This is a genomic window from Modestobacter sp. SYSU DS0657 (assembly GCF_054050925.1).
Genome location: NZ_JBJHAG010000007.1, coordinates 61341 through 74561 on the forward strand (window position 1 = coordinate 61341; position 13221 = coordinate 74561).

The following is a 13221-nucleotide window of genomic DNA, read 5'->3' on the forward strand; positions in this document are numbered from 1 at the left end:
ATCGGTGCTCGACGCCCCGGGGGCTACCCGCCCGGTCGACGCCGGGGTGACGTCGGGGCGAACTGCGGGTGCTGTCCCCTGGACCGGGACCCGCCGGGTCCCGTCCGGGACGCCCGGCTCCTTCGCCGGGCAGGACCGCCCCCGGCATGGGAGCCTGCGCTCGTGACGCCAGGGGCGCGGCAGACGATCCAGCGGACGGCGAGCAGGCGCTCCTACCGCGGCCAGTCGGTGCACGCAGCGCCCGGCGTGCACGAGTACGCGGTGACGCTGGTCCGCGCCGCCCTGCCCGAGGGCGGCCGGATCCTCGAGGTGGGTGCCGGGTCCGGGGCGCTGGCCCTCCGGCTCCGCGACGCCGGCTTCGACGTGGTGCCGACCGACCTGGACCCGCCGCACGAGTGGATCCACCGCCTGGACCTGGACCACCCGGAGTGGACCGAGGAGACCCGCGGCCCCTTCGACATGGTGGTCTGCGTGGAGACCCTGGAGCACGTGGAGAACCCGCGCCAGGTGCTCCGGTCGATCCGGTCCCTGCTACGGGTCGGCGACCGGCTGCTGGTCAGCACCCCGAACGTGACGCACCCGCACTCACGGTTGAAGATGTTCCTCCGTGGCGCCCCGTACATCTTCGGCCCGGAGCACTACTACCAGCCCGGGCACATCACGATCCTGCCCGACTGGATGCTCACCGAGCACGTGCGCCAGGCCGGCTTCGACCGGATCGAGGTGACCACGGCGGGCAGCACTGAGTACCGCGGGCTCCGCCGGCTGGTCCACCGGGTCGAGACAGCCGCCCTCCGGGTCATCGGGCTCCGGCACCGCGCGGCCGACGGCGAGGGCGTCTGCACGTTCGTCACCGCGGTCGCGGCGTGACGGTCGCGCACCGGACGCCCCAGGCGTGCCGCCGTCCGGCCGGTCCCGCCGCTCGTCGACCACGTCGTCCACCGGCTACGTCACTTGTCTCGGGACGCCCGCGACGAGTGCGCGCCCCGTTCCCGTCATCCGCGCGATCCGGAGTGACGCAGCTCATTCCTACCGTGCACTGAGAGAGGTGGCCGGTCGATCCCGGTCGCCCACCGCCGTCCCAGCGACCCCTGCCAGGAGCCTCCCCCATGAGTCAGATGGTCACCCTCGGCGCCCCGCGTGCGGCAGCGTCCCCGATGCCCGGAACCCGGGACGTCGGCCGCCTGCTGGTGCAGTGCGACGACCGCCCCGGCGTCGTCGCCGCGGTCTCGACCTTCCTGGCCGAGCACGGGGCCAACATCATCGAGCTCGGCCAGTACTCCACCGACCCGGAGGGGGGCCGGTTCTTCCAGCGCACCGTCTTCCACCTCGAGGGGCTGTCGGCGCAGCAGGAGCGCCTCGAGGCGGAGTTCGCCCAGGTCGCGGCGACGTTCGAGCTGGACTGGTCGCTCACCCGGGCCGACGAGCCGAAGCGGGTGGGCATCATGGTCTCCCGCTACGACCACTGCCTGCTGGACCTGCTGTGGCGGGTGGGCCGGGGCGAGCTGGCGATGAACCCGATCATGGTGGTGAGCAACCACCCGGACCTCGCCGACGAGGTGCGCGCCTTCGGCGTCCCGTTCATCCACATCCCGGTCACCAAGGACACCAAGGCCGAGGCCGAGGCCCGCCAGCTGGACGTGCTGCGCGGCAACGTCGACCTGGTCGTGATGGCCCGGTACATGCAGATCCTCAGCAGCACCTTCCTCGAGAACGTCGGCTGCCCGGTGATCAACATCCACCACTCGTTCCTGCCGGCGTTCATGGGCGCCAACCCGTACGTGCAGGCGAAGTCCCGCGGCGTGAAGCTGATCGGCGCGACGGCGCACTACGCCACCCAGGACCTCGACGAGGGGCCGATCATCGAGCAGGACGTCACCCGGGTGTCGCACGCGCAGACCTCGGCGGAGCTGCAGCGCCGCGGCGCCGACGTCGAGCGCTCCGTGCTCGCCCGCGCCGTCGCCTGGCACGTCGAGGACCGGGTGTTCCGGCACGGCAACGCGACCGTGGTGCTCTGATGGCCGCCACCCTGATGGACGGGAAGGCACTCGCCGCGCGGGTGCGCGAGCGGACGGCGGCCGAGGTCGCCGAGTTCACCGCGCGCACCGGGCGCGCACCGGGCCTGGCCACGGTGCTGGTCGGCGAGGACCCGGCGTCGGCGGTCTACGTGGCCAGCAAGCGCAAGCAGTGCGTCGCGGCCGGGATGACCGACCACCACCGGCTCCTCCCGGCGACGGCGACCCAGGAGGAGGTGGCCGCGGTCCTCAGCGAGCTGGCCGCCGACCCCGACGTCTCCGGCATCCTGCTCCAGCTGCCCCTCCCCCGCGGCCTGGACGCCGGCCCGCTGATCCAGCTGATCCCCGCCGAGAAGGACGTCGACGGGCTGACCACGCTCAGCGCGGGCCTGCTGGCCCAGGGGCGTCCGGGTCTGCGCCCGTGCACGCCGTCCGGGGTGATCGAGCTGCTCGACGCCCACGACGTGCCGCTCGAGGGCGCCGATGCCGTGGTCATCGGCCGCTCCGAGCTGGTGGGCAAGCCGGTCGCCCAGCTGCTGCTGCAGCGCAACGCCACGGTGACCGTCTGCCACTCGCGCACCCGCGACCTCGCCGAGGTCTGCCGACGCGCCGACGTCATCGTCGCCGCTGCCGGCAAGGCCGGGCTGGTGCAGGGCGACTGGGTCAAGGACGGCGCCGTCGTGGTCGACGTCGGCATCCACCGCACCGACTCCGGCCTGGTCGGTGACGTGGACACCGAGGCCGCCGCGGCGCGGGCCTCGCTGATCACCCCGGTCCCCGGCGGCGTCGGCCCGATGACCATCGCGATGCTGCTGCAGAACACGCTGCTGGCCGCCCGCGCCCAGGCCGAGGCCGGCTGAGCCCGGTCGTGTCCACCCGCGCGACATTTGACCCGTCCGCGGCTGCCGCACCCGGCCGCAGTGGTCCCGCCATTGCACTGTGCCGCCGGTCACAAGGTCGTCCCTATCGTGACCGTAGGACGAACGGCACCGGCCGGCCCGCCCAGACCCCGCCGCCCGCGCCCCGGCCCCGGGCGCGCACCACACGAGGAAGGGACACGGAGTGAACAGGTCGCTTCCGCGCAATCCCGAAACCCGCGCTGCCCTGCGCCGGACCTTCGAGACCCTCGGCTACGAGGTCATCCCGTTCAAGAAGACCGGGGACGACGTCCAGGAGCACGTGCCCACCGACGTGCGCCTGACGGTCACCGCCTCCCCCGCCAAGGGCATGAAGGCCACCGTCGAGCTGGCCGTCCGGCTGACCAAGGCCGGCTACACCGTCGCCCCGCACCTGAGCGCCCAGCAGATCTCCGACCGGGCGCACCTGACCGACGTCATCGCCCAGGTGCGCGAGGCCGGCATCACCGAGGTGTTCGTGGTCGGCGGTGACCCCACCGACACCCCCACCGAGTTCCGGGACGCGCACGCGCTGCTGCTGGCGATGAAGGAGATCGGCCACCCGTTCACCGAGGTGGGCATCGGCGGCCACCCGGAGGGCCACCCGTCGGTCTCCGACGACGTGCTCTACGGTGCGCTCGCCGACAAGGCGCCCTTCGCCCACCACATCACCACGCAGATCTGCTTCGACAGCAAGCGGATCCTCGACTGGGCCCGCGAGCTGCGCCGGCGCGGCATCGACCTGCCCATCCACATCGGCATCCCGGGCGCGGTGACCCGGCAGAAGCTGCTGCGGGTCTCCAACGGGCTGGGCGTCGGGGAGTCGGCGAAGTTCCTCAAGAAGCAGCAGAACCTGCTGTGGCGCTTCTTCCTGCCGGGCGGCTACAGCCCCGACGGGATCATCCGCGGCCTGGCCCCCTCGATCGGCGCGCCCGACCAGCGGATCGAGAAGTTCCACGTCTTCACCTTCAACGACCTGGCGCCGACCGAGGCGTGGCGGCAGCAGATGCTGTCCCGCCTCGCCGAGCAGTAGGTCGGCACCACCGCACCAGCCCGCCGCCCTCCTGGACGGCACCGGGAAACCATCGACGACGAACGGACCCAGATGAGCGCCAAGAACCTGCAGGAACTGCTGGACCAGAAGGGCAACACCGTCGAGCTGCTGCGCGACTCGCAGATCGGGGCCTACATCTACCCCGTGGTGCCCGCGGAGTTCACCAACTTCCGGCGTGAGGTCAAGTCCTGGCAGAACACCGCCGTGCTGTTCGACCAGTCGCACCACATGTTCAACACCTACGTCCGCGGCGCGGACGCGCTGAAGCTGCTGACCGACACCGGCGTCAACAGCACCGCGAACTTCCCGGTCAACAGCGCCAAGCAGTTCGTGCCGGTCTCCCCCGAGGGCGGCGTGATCGGTGACGGCATCCTCTTCCGGCTGGCCGAGGAGGAGTTCGTCTTCGTCGGCCGCGCGCCGGTGGCCAACTGGCTGATGTTCCACGGCAGCAAGGGCTACGACGTCGAGCTGGAGAACGACCCCCGCTCCCCCTCGCGCCCCTACGGCAAGCAGGTGACCCGCAGCGTCTGGCGCTTCCAGATCCAGGGCCCGCGCGCCTGGGACGTCATCGAGAAGCTCAACGGCGGCCCGGTCGAGCAGCTCAAGTTCTTCCGGATGAGCACCATGAACATCGCCGGCAACCAGGTGCGCACCCTGCGCCACGGCATGGCCGGTGCCCCGGGCCTGGAGATCTGGGGCCCGTACGAGACCTACGACCAGACCCGTGAGGCCATCCTCGAGGCGGGCCAGGAGTTCGGCATCGAGCCCTGCGGCTCGCGCGCCTACTCGAGCAACACGCTGGAGTCGGGCTGGATCCCGTCGCCGCTGCCCGCCGTCTACACCAGCGAGGGCCTGCGCGAGTACCGCGAGTGGCTGCCCGCCGACGGCTACGAGGCCACCAACGCCCTCGCGGGCAGCTACGTGTCCGACAACATCGAGGACTACTACCAGAACCCGTGGGAGCTGGGCTACGGCGGCTTCGTGAAGTTCGACCACGACTTCATCGGCCGTGACGCGCTGGAGGCGGTCGACAAGGAGAGCCAGCGCCGCAAGGTCACGCTGGAGTGGAACGCCGAGGACGTCGCCAAGCTGCTGGCCTCGCCCGTCGACAAGAACGGCCCCGGCTACCAGTTCTTCGACCTGCCGAACGCCAACTACGGCTCGTCGAGCTTCGACAGGGTCGAGGACGCCGACGGCAGCCTGCTGGGCCTGTCGATGTTCACCGGCTACAGCTCCAACGAGCGCGTCGCGCTGTCCCTGGCGACCGTCGACCCGAGCGTCCCCCACGGCGCCGAGGTCCGGGTCATCTGGGGCGAGCCGAACGGCGGCAGCAAGAAGACCACCGTCGAGCCGCACGAGCAGTTCAGCGTGCGCGCCATCGTGAGCCCGGCGCCGTACACCGCCATGGCCCGCGAGAGCTACCAGCCCGGCTGGCGCACCGGCGACTGACCTGACCGGCCGGTCGCACCAGGGGCCGGGGAGTGCTGCAGCCGCAGCGCTCCCCGGCCCCTGGTCGTTGCGGGCTCAGGCCACCGGCCGCTCGCCCTCGTGATCACCCCGCGCCCATCGGGGTCATCCCGGCTCCGAGGCCCCGCTGGACGCGAGGTGATCACGCACCAGCGCCGGCCCGGCGCCGCGATCAGCCGGCGGTGACGGCGGACAGGATGCGCAGGGCGTCGGCGGTGCCGGCCACCTCGTGCACGCGCACGCCCCAGGCGCCGGCCTGCGCGGCCAGCACCGAGGTGGCCAGGGTCGCCGGGTCACGCTGCTCCGCCGTCCGGGTGACCCCGCCCTGCTCGGTGAGCACCGCCTGCAGGAACCGCTTGCGCGAGGCGCCCACCAGCAGCGGCAGGCCCAGGTCGACGATCTCGTCGAGGTGCCGCAGCAGCGCCACGTCGTGCTCCGGGCGCTTGGCGAACCCCAGCCCGGGGTCGAGCACCAGCCGGCCTGCGTCCACGCCGGCGGCGACGGCGGCGTCGGCCCGCGCGGTCAGCTCGGCCCGCACTTCGGTGACGACGTCGCGGTAGCGGGCCGCGGCGTACATGTCCCGGCTGTGGCCGCGCCAGTGCATGAGCACCCAGGGCACCCCGGCGTCGGCGACCACGCGGGCCATCGCCGGGTCGGCCAGCCCACCGCTGACGTCGTTGACCAGCACCGCACCGGCGGAGATCGCCGCCTCGGCCACCGCCGCCCGGGTGGTGTCCACGCTGACCGCCACGCCGGCCGCGGTCAGCTCGGCGACCACCGGCACCACGCGGCGCAGCTCCTCGGCGACCGCCACCCGGTCGGCGCCGGGGCGGGTCGACTCGCCACCGACGTCCACGACGTCGGCGCCGTCGGCGGCCATCGCCAGGCCGTGGGCCACGGCCGCGTCCGGGGTCGACCACAGCCCGCCGTCGGAGAACGAGTCCGGGGTGACGTTGAGGACGCCGAGCACGGTGCACCGGCCGGACCGACGGAGCAGCGGGTGGACCAGCGGCGGCGCACTGGGCGGGTTCACGACGGTGGCCACGCGGTGCTCCCTGGGACGGGGCGGCGCCGGGCGGCCGCCGATCCGTCGACGCTACGGATGCCCGGGGCGCGGCAAATCGGGCCACTGCCCCACCCGGACCGAGACAGATGACCCGTTCCCGGTGGATGCTCCGGGTGCCCACGCCGGACCCGAGGAGCCGCATGCCCAGATACGAGCCCGTCGTCCTCCGGCTGCCGTTCCGCGGCACCTGGCGTGCGGTGAACAGCCCGGCGCGACGGGTGCCCAGCCACGGCAGCCACCTGTTCGCCACCACCTACGCGATCGACTTCGTCGCCGTCGCCGGGCAGGACACCGCCCATACCCGGGACTGGCGGACGGCGCTGTCCACCGAGCCACCGGAGCGGTTCGTCGCCTTCGGTCAGCCGGTGCTCTCCCCCGCGGCCGGCCGGGTGGTGACCGTGCACGACGGCGAGCCGGACCACGCGGCGCGGCGGTCGGCGCCGGCCCGGATGTCGTACGCGCTCACCCAGGCGTCGCGGGCCCGGGGCGGAGCGGGGGCGCTGGCGGGCAACCACGTGGTCCTGGCAGCCGGTGACGGTGCGTTCGTCGTCCTCGCGCACCTGCGCGCCGGGTCGGTCGGCGTGCGCGTGGGCCAGCACCTCGAACCCGGCGAGCCGGTCGGCGCGTGCGGCAACTCGGGCAACTCCACCCAGCCGCACGTGCACCTGCAGGTGATGGACGACGCCGACCCGTTCCGGGCCCGCGGGGTACCGATGCTCTTCACCGACCTGCGGCTGTGGCCGGCGGGCGGCGGGCCGCCGGCCGACGTGCCGCGCGGCATGCCCGGCGAACTGGACGTGGTCGAGCCCCGCTGACCGCCCGCCCCGGGCACGCGCGCAGCCGGCCGGCCCGGCAGGATGGGCGGATGCCACGCCAGCTCCCGCCCCTGCCCACGATGGTGGTCGGCAGCCTGCCGCAGCCCGACTGGCTGATCGACCGCGAGCGCCTGGGCCACCAGTTCCCGCCGCGGGTGCGGGCCGCCGAGCTGTGGCGCATCCCCGCCGAGCACCTCGCCGAGGCCCAGGACGACGCCACGCTGGCGGCGATCCGCTCCCAGGAGGAGGCCGGGCTGGACGTGGTGACCGACGGGGAGATCCGCCGGGAGTCCTACTCCAACCACTTCGCCACCGCGCTGGCCGGGCTGGACCTCGACGCCCCCGGGCACGTGCGCAACCGCTCGGGCATCGACATCCCGGTGCCCCGGGTGACCGGCGAGCTGCGGCGCCCCGCCCCGGTGCAGGTGGAGGACGTGCGGTTCCTCTGCGCGCACACCGACCGGGCGGTGAAGATCACCGTGCCCGGGCCGTTCACCATGGCGCAGCAGGCGCAGAACGACCACTACCCCGACGACCGGGCCCTGGCGCTGGCCTACGCCGACGTGGTCCGCGAGGAGATCGCCGACCTGTTCGCCGCCGGCGCCGACATCGTGCAGGTCGACGAGCCGTGGCTGCAGGCCCGCCCGGAGATCGCCCGGCGGTACGGCGCCGAGGCGCTCACCCGCGCCGTCGAGGGCGCCCCCGGGCCGGTGCACGTGCACCTGTGCTTCGGCTACGCCGCGATGGTCGCCGAGCGGCCGGCCGGCTACTCGTTCCTCCCCGAGCTCGCCGACGTCCCGGTCGCCGCCGTCTCGGTGGAGACCGCCCAGTCGCACCTGGACCCGGCGACGCTCCGGCCGCTGCGCGGGAAGGGCATCGCCCTGGGCGTGCTCGACCTGTCCACCCCGGAGGTGGAGACCCCGCAGGTGATCGCCGACCGGGTCCGCCGCGCGCTGGACTCCGTCGACGTCGACCGCCTGCTGCTGTCCAGCGACTGCGGGCTGAAGTACCTGCCGAGGGAGTCGGCGGCGGGCAAGATGCGCTCGCTCGCCGAGGCCGCCGCGGTGCTGCGCACGGAGCTGTAGCGGGAACGGGTCAGGTGCCGCAGAAGGTACGGTAGGGCCCGAACGTGTCCGGCGCGGGTGCGGCGTACCGCTCGAGGCCGGGCCGCTCGTCGAAGGGTCGCTTCACCACGGCGACCAGTTCCTGGACGGGCGCCAGGTCGCCGGCGGTGGCGGCGTCCAGGGCCTCCTCGACCAGGTGGTTGCGGGGGACGTACACCGGGTTGGTGCGGTCCATCAGGTCGGCGTCCGGGGTGAGCGCGAGCCAGCGGTCGAGCCAGCCGTCGAACGCGGCCAGGTCGAGCACCAGCCGGCGGGCCGGCTCCGCGTCGCCGCGGGCGGCGGTGCCGAGGGCGCGGAAGAACGACGTCCAGTCGGCCCGGCTCTCCTGCAGCAGCGGCAGCAGCTCCTCCACCACGGCGGTGGCCGCTTCCTCGTCGACGCCCGCGCCCAGGCCCAGCTTGGCCCGCATGCCGGCGCCCCAGACGGCGTTGTACTCGGCGCGGAACCGCCCGAGCGCCTCGACCGCGATCGGCACCGCCTGCTCCTGCTCGTCGTGCAGCAGCGGCAGCAGTGCCTCGGCGAGCCGGGCGAGGTCCCACTCCGCGGCGAGCGGCTGGTTGCCGTACGCGTAGCGGCCGCCGGTGTCGATCGAGCTGTACACGGTGGCCTGGTCGTAGCCGTCGAGGAACGCGCAGGGGCCGTAGTCGATCGTCTCGCCGGAGATCGTCACGTTGTCGGTGTTCATCACCCCGTGCACGAAGCCGACCAGCATCCACTGCGCCACCAGCGACGCCTGGGCGGCGACGACCGCCTCGAAGAGCGCCAGGTAGGGCTGCTCGGCGTCGGCCGCGGCGGGGTGGTGCCGGGCGATCGCGACGTCGGCCAGCCGGCGGAGCAGGTCGACGTCGCCGGTGGCGCGGGCGTACTGGAACGTGCCCACCCGCAGGTGGCTGCTGGCCACCCGGGCCAGCACCGCACCGGGCAGCAGGGTCTCCCGGCGCACGTCCCGCCCGGTGGCGGTGACGGCGAGCGAGCGGGTGGTCGGGATGCCGAGGGCGTGCATCGCCTCGCTGACCACGTACTCGCGCAGCATCGGCCCGACCGCGGCCAGCCCGTCGCCGCCGCGGGCGAACGGCGTGCGGCCGGAACCCTTCAGGTGCAGGTCGCGCGGCCGGCCACGGTCGTCGACGAGCTCGCCGAGCAGCAGCGCCCGCCCGTCGCCCAGCCGGGGTGAGTAGTTGCCGAACTGGTGGCCCGAGTAGGCCTGCGCCACCGGGTTCGCCCCCTCGGGCACGGCGTTGCCCACGAGGAAGCGCACGCCCTCGGGGCTGCGCAGCCAGTCGACGTCCAGGCCGAGTTCCCCGGCCAGCTCCTCGTCCAGGACCAGCAGCGCCGGGGCGGGCGCCTCCTCGGCCTGCCACGGGAGCGCCAGCTCGGGCAGCTCGCGGGCGAAGCGGTCGTCGAGGCGGACGGTCGGTCCCGGGGCGATGCTCACCCCGACCAGCGTACGAGCGTGCGCGGCTCCCGGCCGGGTCACCAGCTGCCGCCGCCACCTCCACCGGCCGCTCCGCCCACCGACGTCGCGCCGGCGCCGCTGCTCACCGGCGGGGAGAGCACCGGGTTGTCCGGCGATGAGAAGGCCACCAGGGCCGGCCATATCCCGGCGTACCCGGCGCCGTGCGCGGGCACGTACCAGTCCGGCGCCGGCGCCGTGCCGGCCGCCTCCAGCGTCCGGGCGAACTCCGTCGCGACACCCAGCGCGACCGCGTGCGGCAGGTACCGGGCGCGCGGGTCGCCCGCGAGGTCGTCGACCCGGCCGGCGGCCACCCGCGCGAGCGCGTCCGACGCGGCCAGGGTCTCGCGGAACGCCACCACCTGCTGGTGCACCTCCGCGCCGGCCGCAGTCCGCTGCGGCATCCGCCCGGCGAGGGTGAGCACGACCAGCCCGGCCAGCACGACGCCCAGACCGGCCAACGCCCAGGTGGTGGTCGCCGCGAGCACGACGGTCAGGACGACGCCGAGGCCGAGCAGCGCGGCGCCCCGGCCGTACCAGCGGCGCCGGACCGCGGCCGGGTCGGCGGTGAACCAGCCGAGGTCGACCACGTCGGCGTAGATCGCCGAGCGGACCCGGCCGTCGAGCCCGCCGAACCGGGGTTGCAGGTCGGACAGGGTGAGGACGTCGCCCTCGGCGAAGACGCCGTCCAGCAGCAGCCGCTCGTAGGGGCGCAGGCCCCGCGGGTCGGCCGCCGTGCGGACCAGCCGCCAGTCCGCCGGCGCGTCGTCGGCGTCCTCGGCCCCGTCGTCGGCTGCGGCGCCGCTGGTCTCCTCGATCCGCAGGTGACCGCGGACGGCCAGGTCGAGCAGCGTGGCGGTCACCTCGTGCCGCTGGGCGTGCCCGTCGAGCACGGTGCCCAGCTGCGCGGGACGCCCGTCCTGCGGCGGGGTCAGCTGCGGCGGCACCGGGCCGGACTGCCCGCGGGGACGCCCGCGGCGGGCCAGCAGCAGGACCGGGCCGGCGAGGGCCAGCAGCGCGGCGAGGCCCAGCGCCACCGTGGCCGGGGTCGCCCGGAAGGCCTGCGCCGGGCTGAACGTGTCGTCCAGGACCGGCTCCGCGGCGGCGAAGGTGCCCGCCGGCCAGCGCCCGGCGACGGTGACGCCCTCCTCCGGCCCCAGCCCGGACGCCTGCGCGTGCAGCTCGCCGCCGGGCTCGACCGCGACGTCGCACGGGGTGCGCGAGCCCTCGCCGCCGACGACGCAGTCCGCCCCGACCGGCGCGGCGCCCGCCGGCCCGGTGACCCGGACGTCGACGTCGTCGATGGGCACCTGCCAGCCGGTGCCGACGGCGTTCCACCGCAGCTCGTCGACCTCGGAGCCGGCGTCGGCGACGCCCGCCACCCGGTACTCGATCTGGTAGGTGTGCCGGCCGCTGACCTCGGTGTCCTCGTCACCGACCCGGATGGTCAGCACGCCGTCCTCGCGGGTCAGCTCGGTGTCCGCCGGCGCGTCGGTGGGGCTGTCGACGCTGACGTCGCTGATCGGGTGCAGCCGGTCGCGGGTCTGCTCGTAGGGGAGCCGCTCGGGGATCAGCCGTTCGATCCCGTGCCGCTCCTCGTCGCCGAAGTCGTAGTCGATCGTCTCGGTGACCCGCAGCGAGCCATCGGCGGCCGCCTCGACCCGCACGTCGTAGGACCGGATCGCCTCCGCCGGTCCGTCGCCGGTGCAGCCGGCGAGCAGCACCGCTCCGAGGACGAGCAGCCCGCCCGTCGCGAGTGCCCGCCGTGTGCCCGTGCCGTCCATGTGCGCCCCGTCCATCCGTCCCTGTCGCCGTCGTGTCCCTGTCGCCGTCGTGCCAGCTGCAGCCGACCGAGGATCGCCGCGCGGCGACGGCCGGTCAACGCGGCGGGCCGTGCAGCGGTCTGTGCGGGAGGCGGGGGCAGTGGGTAGGGCGGACCGCATGGGAACAGGGAGCGCGGCGGTCGCCGCCGCGGACCAGTGGACCGATCCCGACGGGATCCGCCGGCCGGCCGGTGAGGTGCACGCCTGGCAGTCCGGGCGCAACGAGACGGTCTGCGGCCTGTCGCTGAGCCGGTCGCGGCTGCGCCGGTTCCCGCACGTCAGCTGGGCCGACGCGCAGCCGGAGTCCGGCCGGCACGCCGACGCCGTCGTCGAGGTCTGCCGCCGCTGCCGGGCCGGCATGGGCGCCCGCCGGGACGAGCGCGGCTGGACGCGGACGAACCCGCGCCCCTGACCGCACCCGCCCGGCGGCGCCCGGCGTCAGGACGGCTCGTGCAGCGGCTCGTTCCGCCCCACCCGCACGTGCCCGTCGGCCGGCGTCCACTGCCACTGCTGGATCTCCGGCAGGTCCTCCCCGTGCGTGCGCACGTGCTGCCGGTGCTCGAGGGGCAGGGACGTTGGTCAGGCGGCGCCGGGCCGGACGGCCGGGCGCCCGGCGGGATCAGCCGCGGTAGTTCACGTGCACGTGGTCGAAGTGGTTCGCCGTGCCGCTGCCCCGGTCCGCCATGGCCTTCCAGGAACCCGACGGCGAGGAGAGCATCCGCTGCTCCCAGATCAGGTAGTCGACCCCCAGCTCGGCCCAGTGCGCGCGGTGGTACTCCACGATGGCGTCCCCGAGTGCGGCGTTCGTCATCACCATGTAGTCCAGCGCGAGGCCGGAGGGGTGCCCGCCGGGGTCGGCCGCGCTGGCACGGGTGCCGCCGAGGGTGATGCTGCCGGCGCCGGGCACGGCGGAGACGACGGCGTCCGCCGCCGCCTGGACCACGGGCCGGACGCCGCCCGCGCTGTTGCTGATCCGGGCCACCGCGCCGGCGGCCGCCGCGGCGGCGGTCGTCGCGGCGGCGGCGGTGCCGCCCCGAGGCCGGGCTGCCGGTGCCGCCTCCCGCTGCGCGGCGGCCTCGGCGGCCTCCTCGGCGGCGGCCTTCGCCGCGGCCTCCTCGGCGGCGACGCGCTCGGCCGCGGCCCTCGCCTCGGCCTCGGCGGCCAGGCGGTCGACCTCGGCCTGGTCGGCGGCGGCCTGCGCCTGCTGCGCCGCCACCTGGGCGTCCTCGCGGCTGCTGCGGCTGGCGGCCATCTGCTCCAGCGGCGCCAGGTCACGGGTCGGGTCGACCGGGCGGGCACCGGCGGTCAGGCCGAGCGCCTCGGCCACGCTCACCGTCTCGGTGGGGGCCGCCTCCGCCCGGGCGACGGGATCCGGCCCGGTGAGCACGTTCATCCCGACCGCGCCGGCGGCGGCGACGGCCAGGTAGAGCGAGGGGCGGCGCAGCCCGGTGGGCGGGGTGCGGCCGGCCACCGGGGTACGGCGGGCAGCGGTGGTACGAGGGCGCATG

Annotated in this window: 12 protein-coding genes; 8 read left to right on the forward strand and 4 right to left on the reverse strand. The window is 74.9% G+C overall.

Annotated features, from left to right (window positions below):
* Positions 1 to 162: 162 nt before the first annotated feature.
* The 5 genes from ACI79A_RS06725 to ligM all read left to right on the forward strand — a co-directional run bounded on the left by ACI79A_RS06725 (position 163) and on the right by ligM (position 5414).
* Positions 163 to 870, forward strand: a complete 708-nt coding sequence (locus ACI79A_RS06725; RefSeq protein ID WP_457081261.1) for a class I SAM-dependent methyltransferase — start codon at positions 163 to 165, stop codon at positions 868 to 870.
* A gap of 239 nt (positions 871 to 1109) precedes the next feature.
* Positions 1110 to 2018, forward strand: coding sequence for a formyltetrahydrofolate deformylase (gene purU / locus ACI79A_RS06730; protein WP_457081263.1), 909 nt, complete (start codon positions 1110 to 1112; stop codon positions 2016 to 2018).
* A complete protein-coding gene (gene folD, locus ACI79A_RS06735; protein ID WP_457081265.1) occupies positions 2018 to 2875 on the forward strand; it encodes a bifunctional methylenetetrahydrofolate dehydrogenase/methenyltetrahydrofolate cyclohydrolase FolD in 858 nt (285 codons plus the stop codon). Before purU ends, folD begins: the two co-directional genes overlap by 1 nt.
* Positions 2876 to 3077: 202 nt before the next feature.
* On the forward strand, positions 3078 to 3944 hold the full coding sequence (locus ACI79A_RS06740; protein ID WP_457081267.1) for a methylenetetrahydrofolate reductase: 867 nt from the start codon (positions 3078 to 3080) through the stop codon (positions 3942 to 3944).
* Positions 3945 to 4016: 72 nt separating this feature from the next.
* Entirely contained in the window at positions 4017 to 5414 is a 1398-nt protein-coding gene (gene ligM, locus ACI79A_RS06745; RefSeq protein ID WP_457081269.1) for a vanillate/3-O-methylgallate O-demethylase, read from the forward strand.
* Positions 5415 to 5604: 190 nt separating this feature from the next.
* On the opposite strand, the gene folP is transcribed toward ligM, so the two are convergent.
* Positions 5605 to 6477: a dihydropteroate synthase gene (folP, locus tag ACI79A_RS06750; RefSeq protein ID WP_457081271.1), complete on the reverse strand. Its 873-nt coding sequence runs from the start codon at positions 6475 to 6477 to the stop codon at positions 5605 to 5607.
* A 161-nt stretch (positions 6478 to 6638) separates the two neighbouring features.
* Here folP and ACI79A_RS06755 point away from each other — a divergent pair, with 161 nt between their 5' ends.
* Both ACI79A_RS06755 and ACI79A_RS06760 read left to right on the forward strand, forming a co-directional pair.
* Positions 6639 to 7313, forward strand: coding sequence for a M23 family metallopeptidase (locus ACI79A_RS06755; RefSeq protein ID WP_457081273.1), 675 nt, complete (start codon positions 6639 to 6641; stop codon positions 7311 to 7313).
* Positions 7314 to 7363: 50 nt separating this feature from the next.
* Positions 7364 to 8398, forward strand: coding sequence for a 5-methyltetrahydropteroyltriglutamate--homocysteine methyltransferase (locus tag ACI79A_RS06760; RefSeq protein WP_457081275.1), 1035 nt, complete (start codon positions 7364 to 7366; stop codon positions 8396 to 8398).
* Positions 8399 to 8408: 10 nt separating this feature from the next.
* Here ACI79A_RS06760 and ACI79A_RS06765 read toward each other — a convergent pair whose 3' ends face one another.
* Entirely contained in the window at positions 8409 to 9872 is a 1464-nt protein-coding gene (locus tag ACI79A_RS06765) for a protein adenylyltransferase SelO (protein ID WP_457081277.1), read from the reverse strand.
* 38 nt (positions 9873 to 9910) lie between these two features.
* On the reverse strand, positions 9911 to 11674 hold the full coding sequence (locus ACI79A_RS06770) for a DUF2207 domain-containing protein (protein WP_457081280.1): 1764 nt from the start codon (positions 11672 to 11674) through the stop codon (positions 9911 to 9913).
* A gap of 157 nt (positions 11675 to 11831) precedes the next feature.
* On the opposite strand from ACI79A_RS06770, the gene ACI79A_RS06775 reads away from it, so the two are divergent.
* Positions 11832 to 12125 (forward strand): hypothetical protein, encoded by a 294-nt coding sequence (locus ACI79A_RS06775; RefSeq protein ID WP_457081282.1) that lies wholly within the window; start codon positions 11832 to 11834, stop codon positions 12123 to 12125.
* A 207-nt stretch (positions 12126 to 12332) separates the two neighbouring features.
* On the opposite strand, the gene ACI79A_RS06780 is transcribed toward ACI79A_RS06775, so the two are convergent.
* Positions 12333 to 13220 (reverse strand): hypothetical protein, encoded by an 888-nt coding sequence (locus ACI79A_RS06780; protein ID WP_457081284.1) that lies wholly within the window; start codon positions 13218 to 13220, stop codon positions 12333 to 12335.
* Between the last annotated feature and the right edge of the window lies 1 nt (position 13221).

What these genes read in the sequence shown, in the direction of transcription:
- folD (WP_457081265.1), top strand. Translation starts at nt 2,018, where the DNA reads ATGGCCGCCACCCTGATGGACGGGAAGGCACTCGCCGCGCGGGTGCGC.
- ACI79A_RS06755 (WP_457081273.1), top strand. Translation starts at nt 6,639, where the DNA reads ATGCCCAGATACGAGCCCGTCGTCCTCCGGCTGCCGTTCCGCGGCACC.
- ACI79A_RS06775 (WP_457081282.1), top strand. Translation starts at nt 11,832, where the DNA reads ATGGGAACAGGGAGCGCGGCGGTCGCCGCCGCGGACCAGTGGACCGAT.
- ACI79A_RS06770 (WP_457081280.1), bottom strand. Translation starts at nt 11,674, where the DNA reads ATGGACGGCACGGGCACACGGCGGGCACTCGCGACGGGCGGGCTGCTC.
- ACI79A_RS06760 (WP_457081275.1), top strand. Translation starts at nt 7,364, where the DNA reads ATGCCACGCCAGCTCCCGCCCCTGCCCACGATGGTGGTCGGCAGCCTG.
- ligM (WP_457081269.1), top strand. Translation starts at nt 4,017, where the DNA reads ATGAGCGCCAAGAACCTGCAGGAACTGCTGGACCAGAAGGGCAACACC.
- purU (WP_457081263.1), top strand. Translation starts at nt 1,110, where the DNA reads ATGAGTCAGATGGTCACCCTCGGCGCCCCGCGTGCGGCAGCGTCCCCG.
- ACI79A_RS06780 (WP_457081284.1), bottom strand. Translation starts at nt 13,220, where the DNA reads ATGCGCCCTCGTACCACCGCTGCCCGCCGTACCCCGGTGGCCGGCCGC.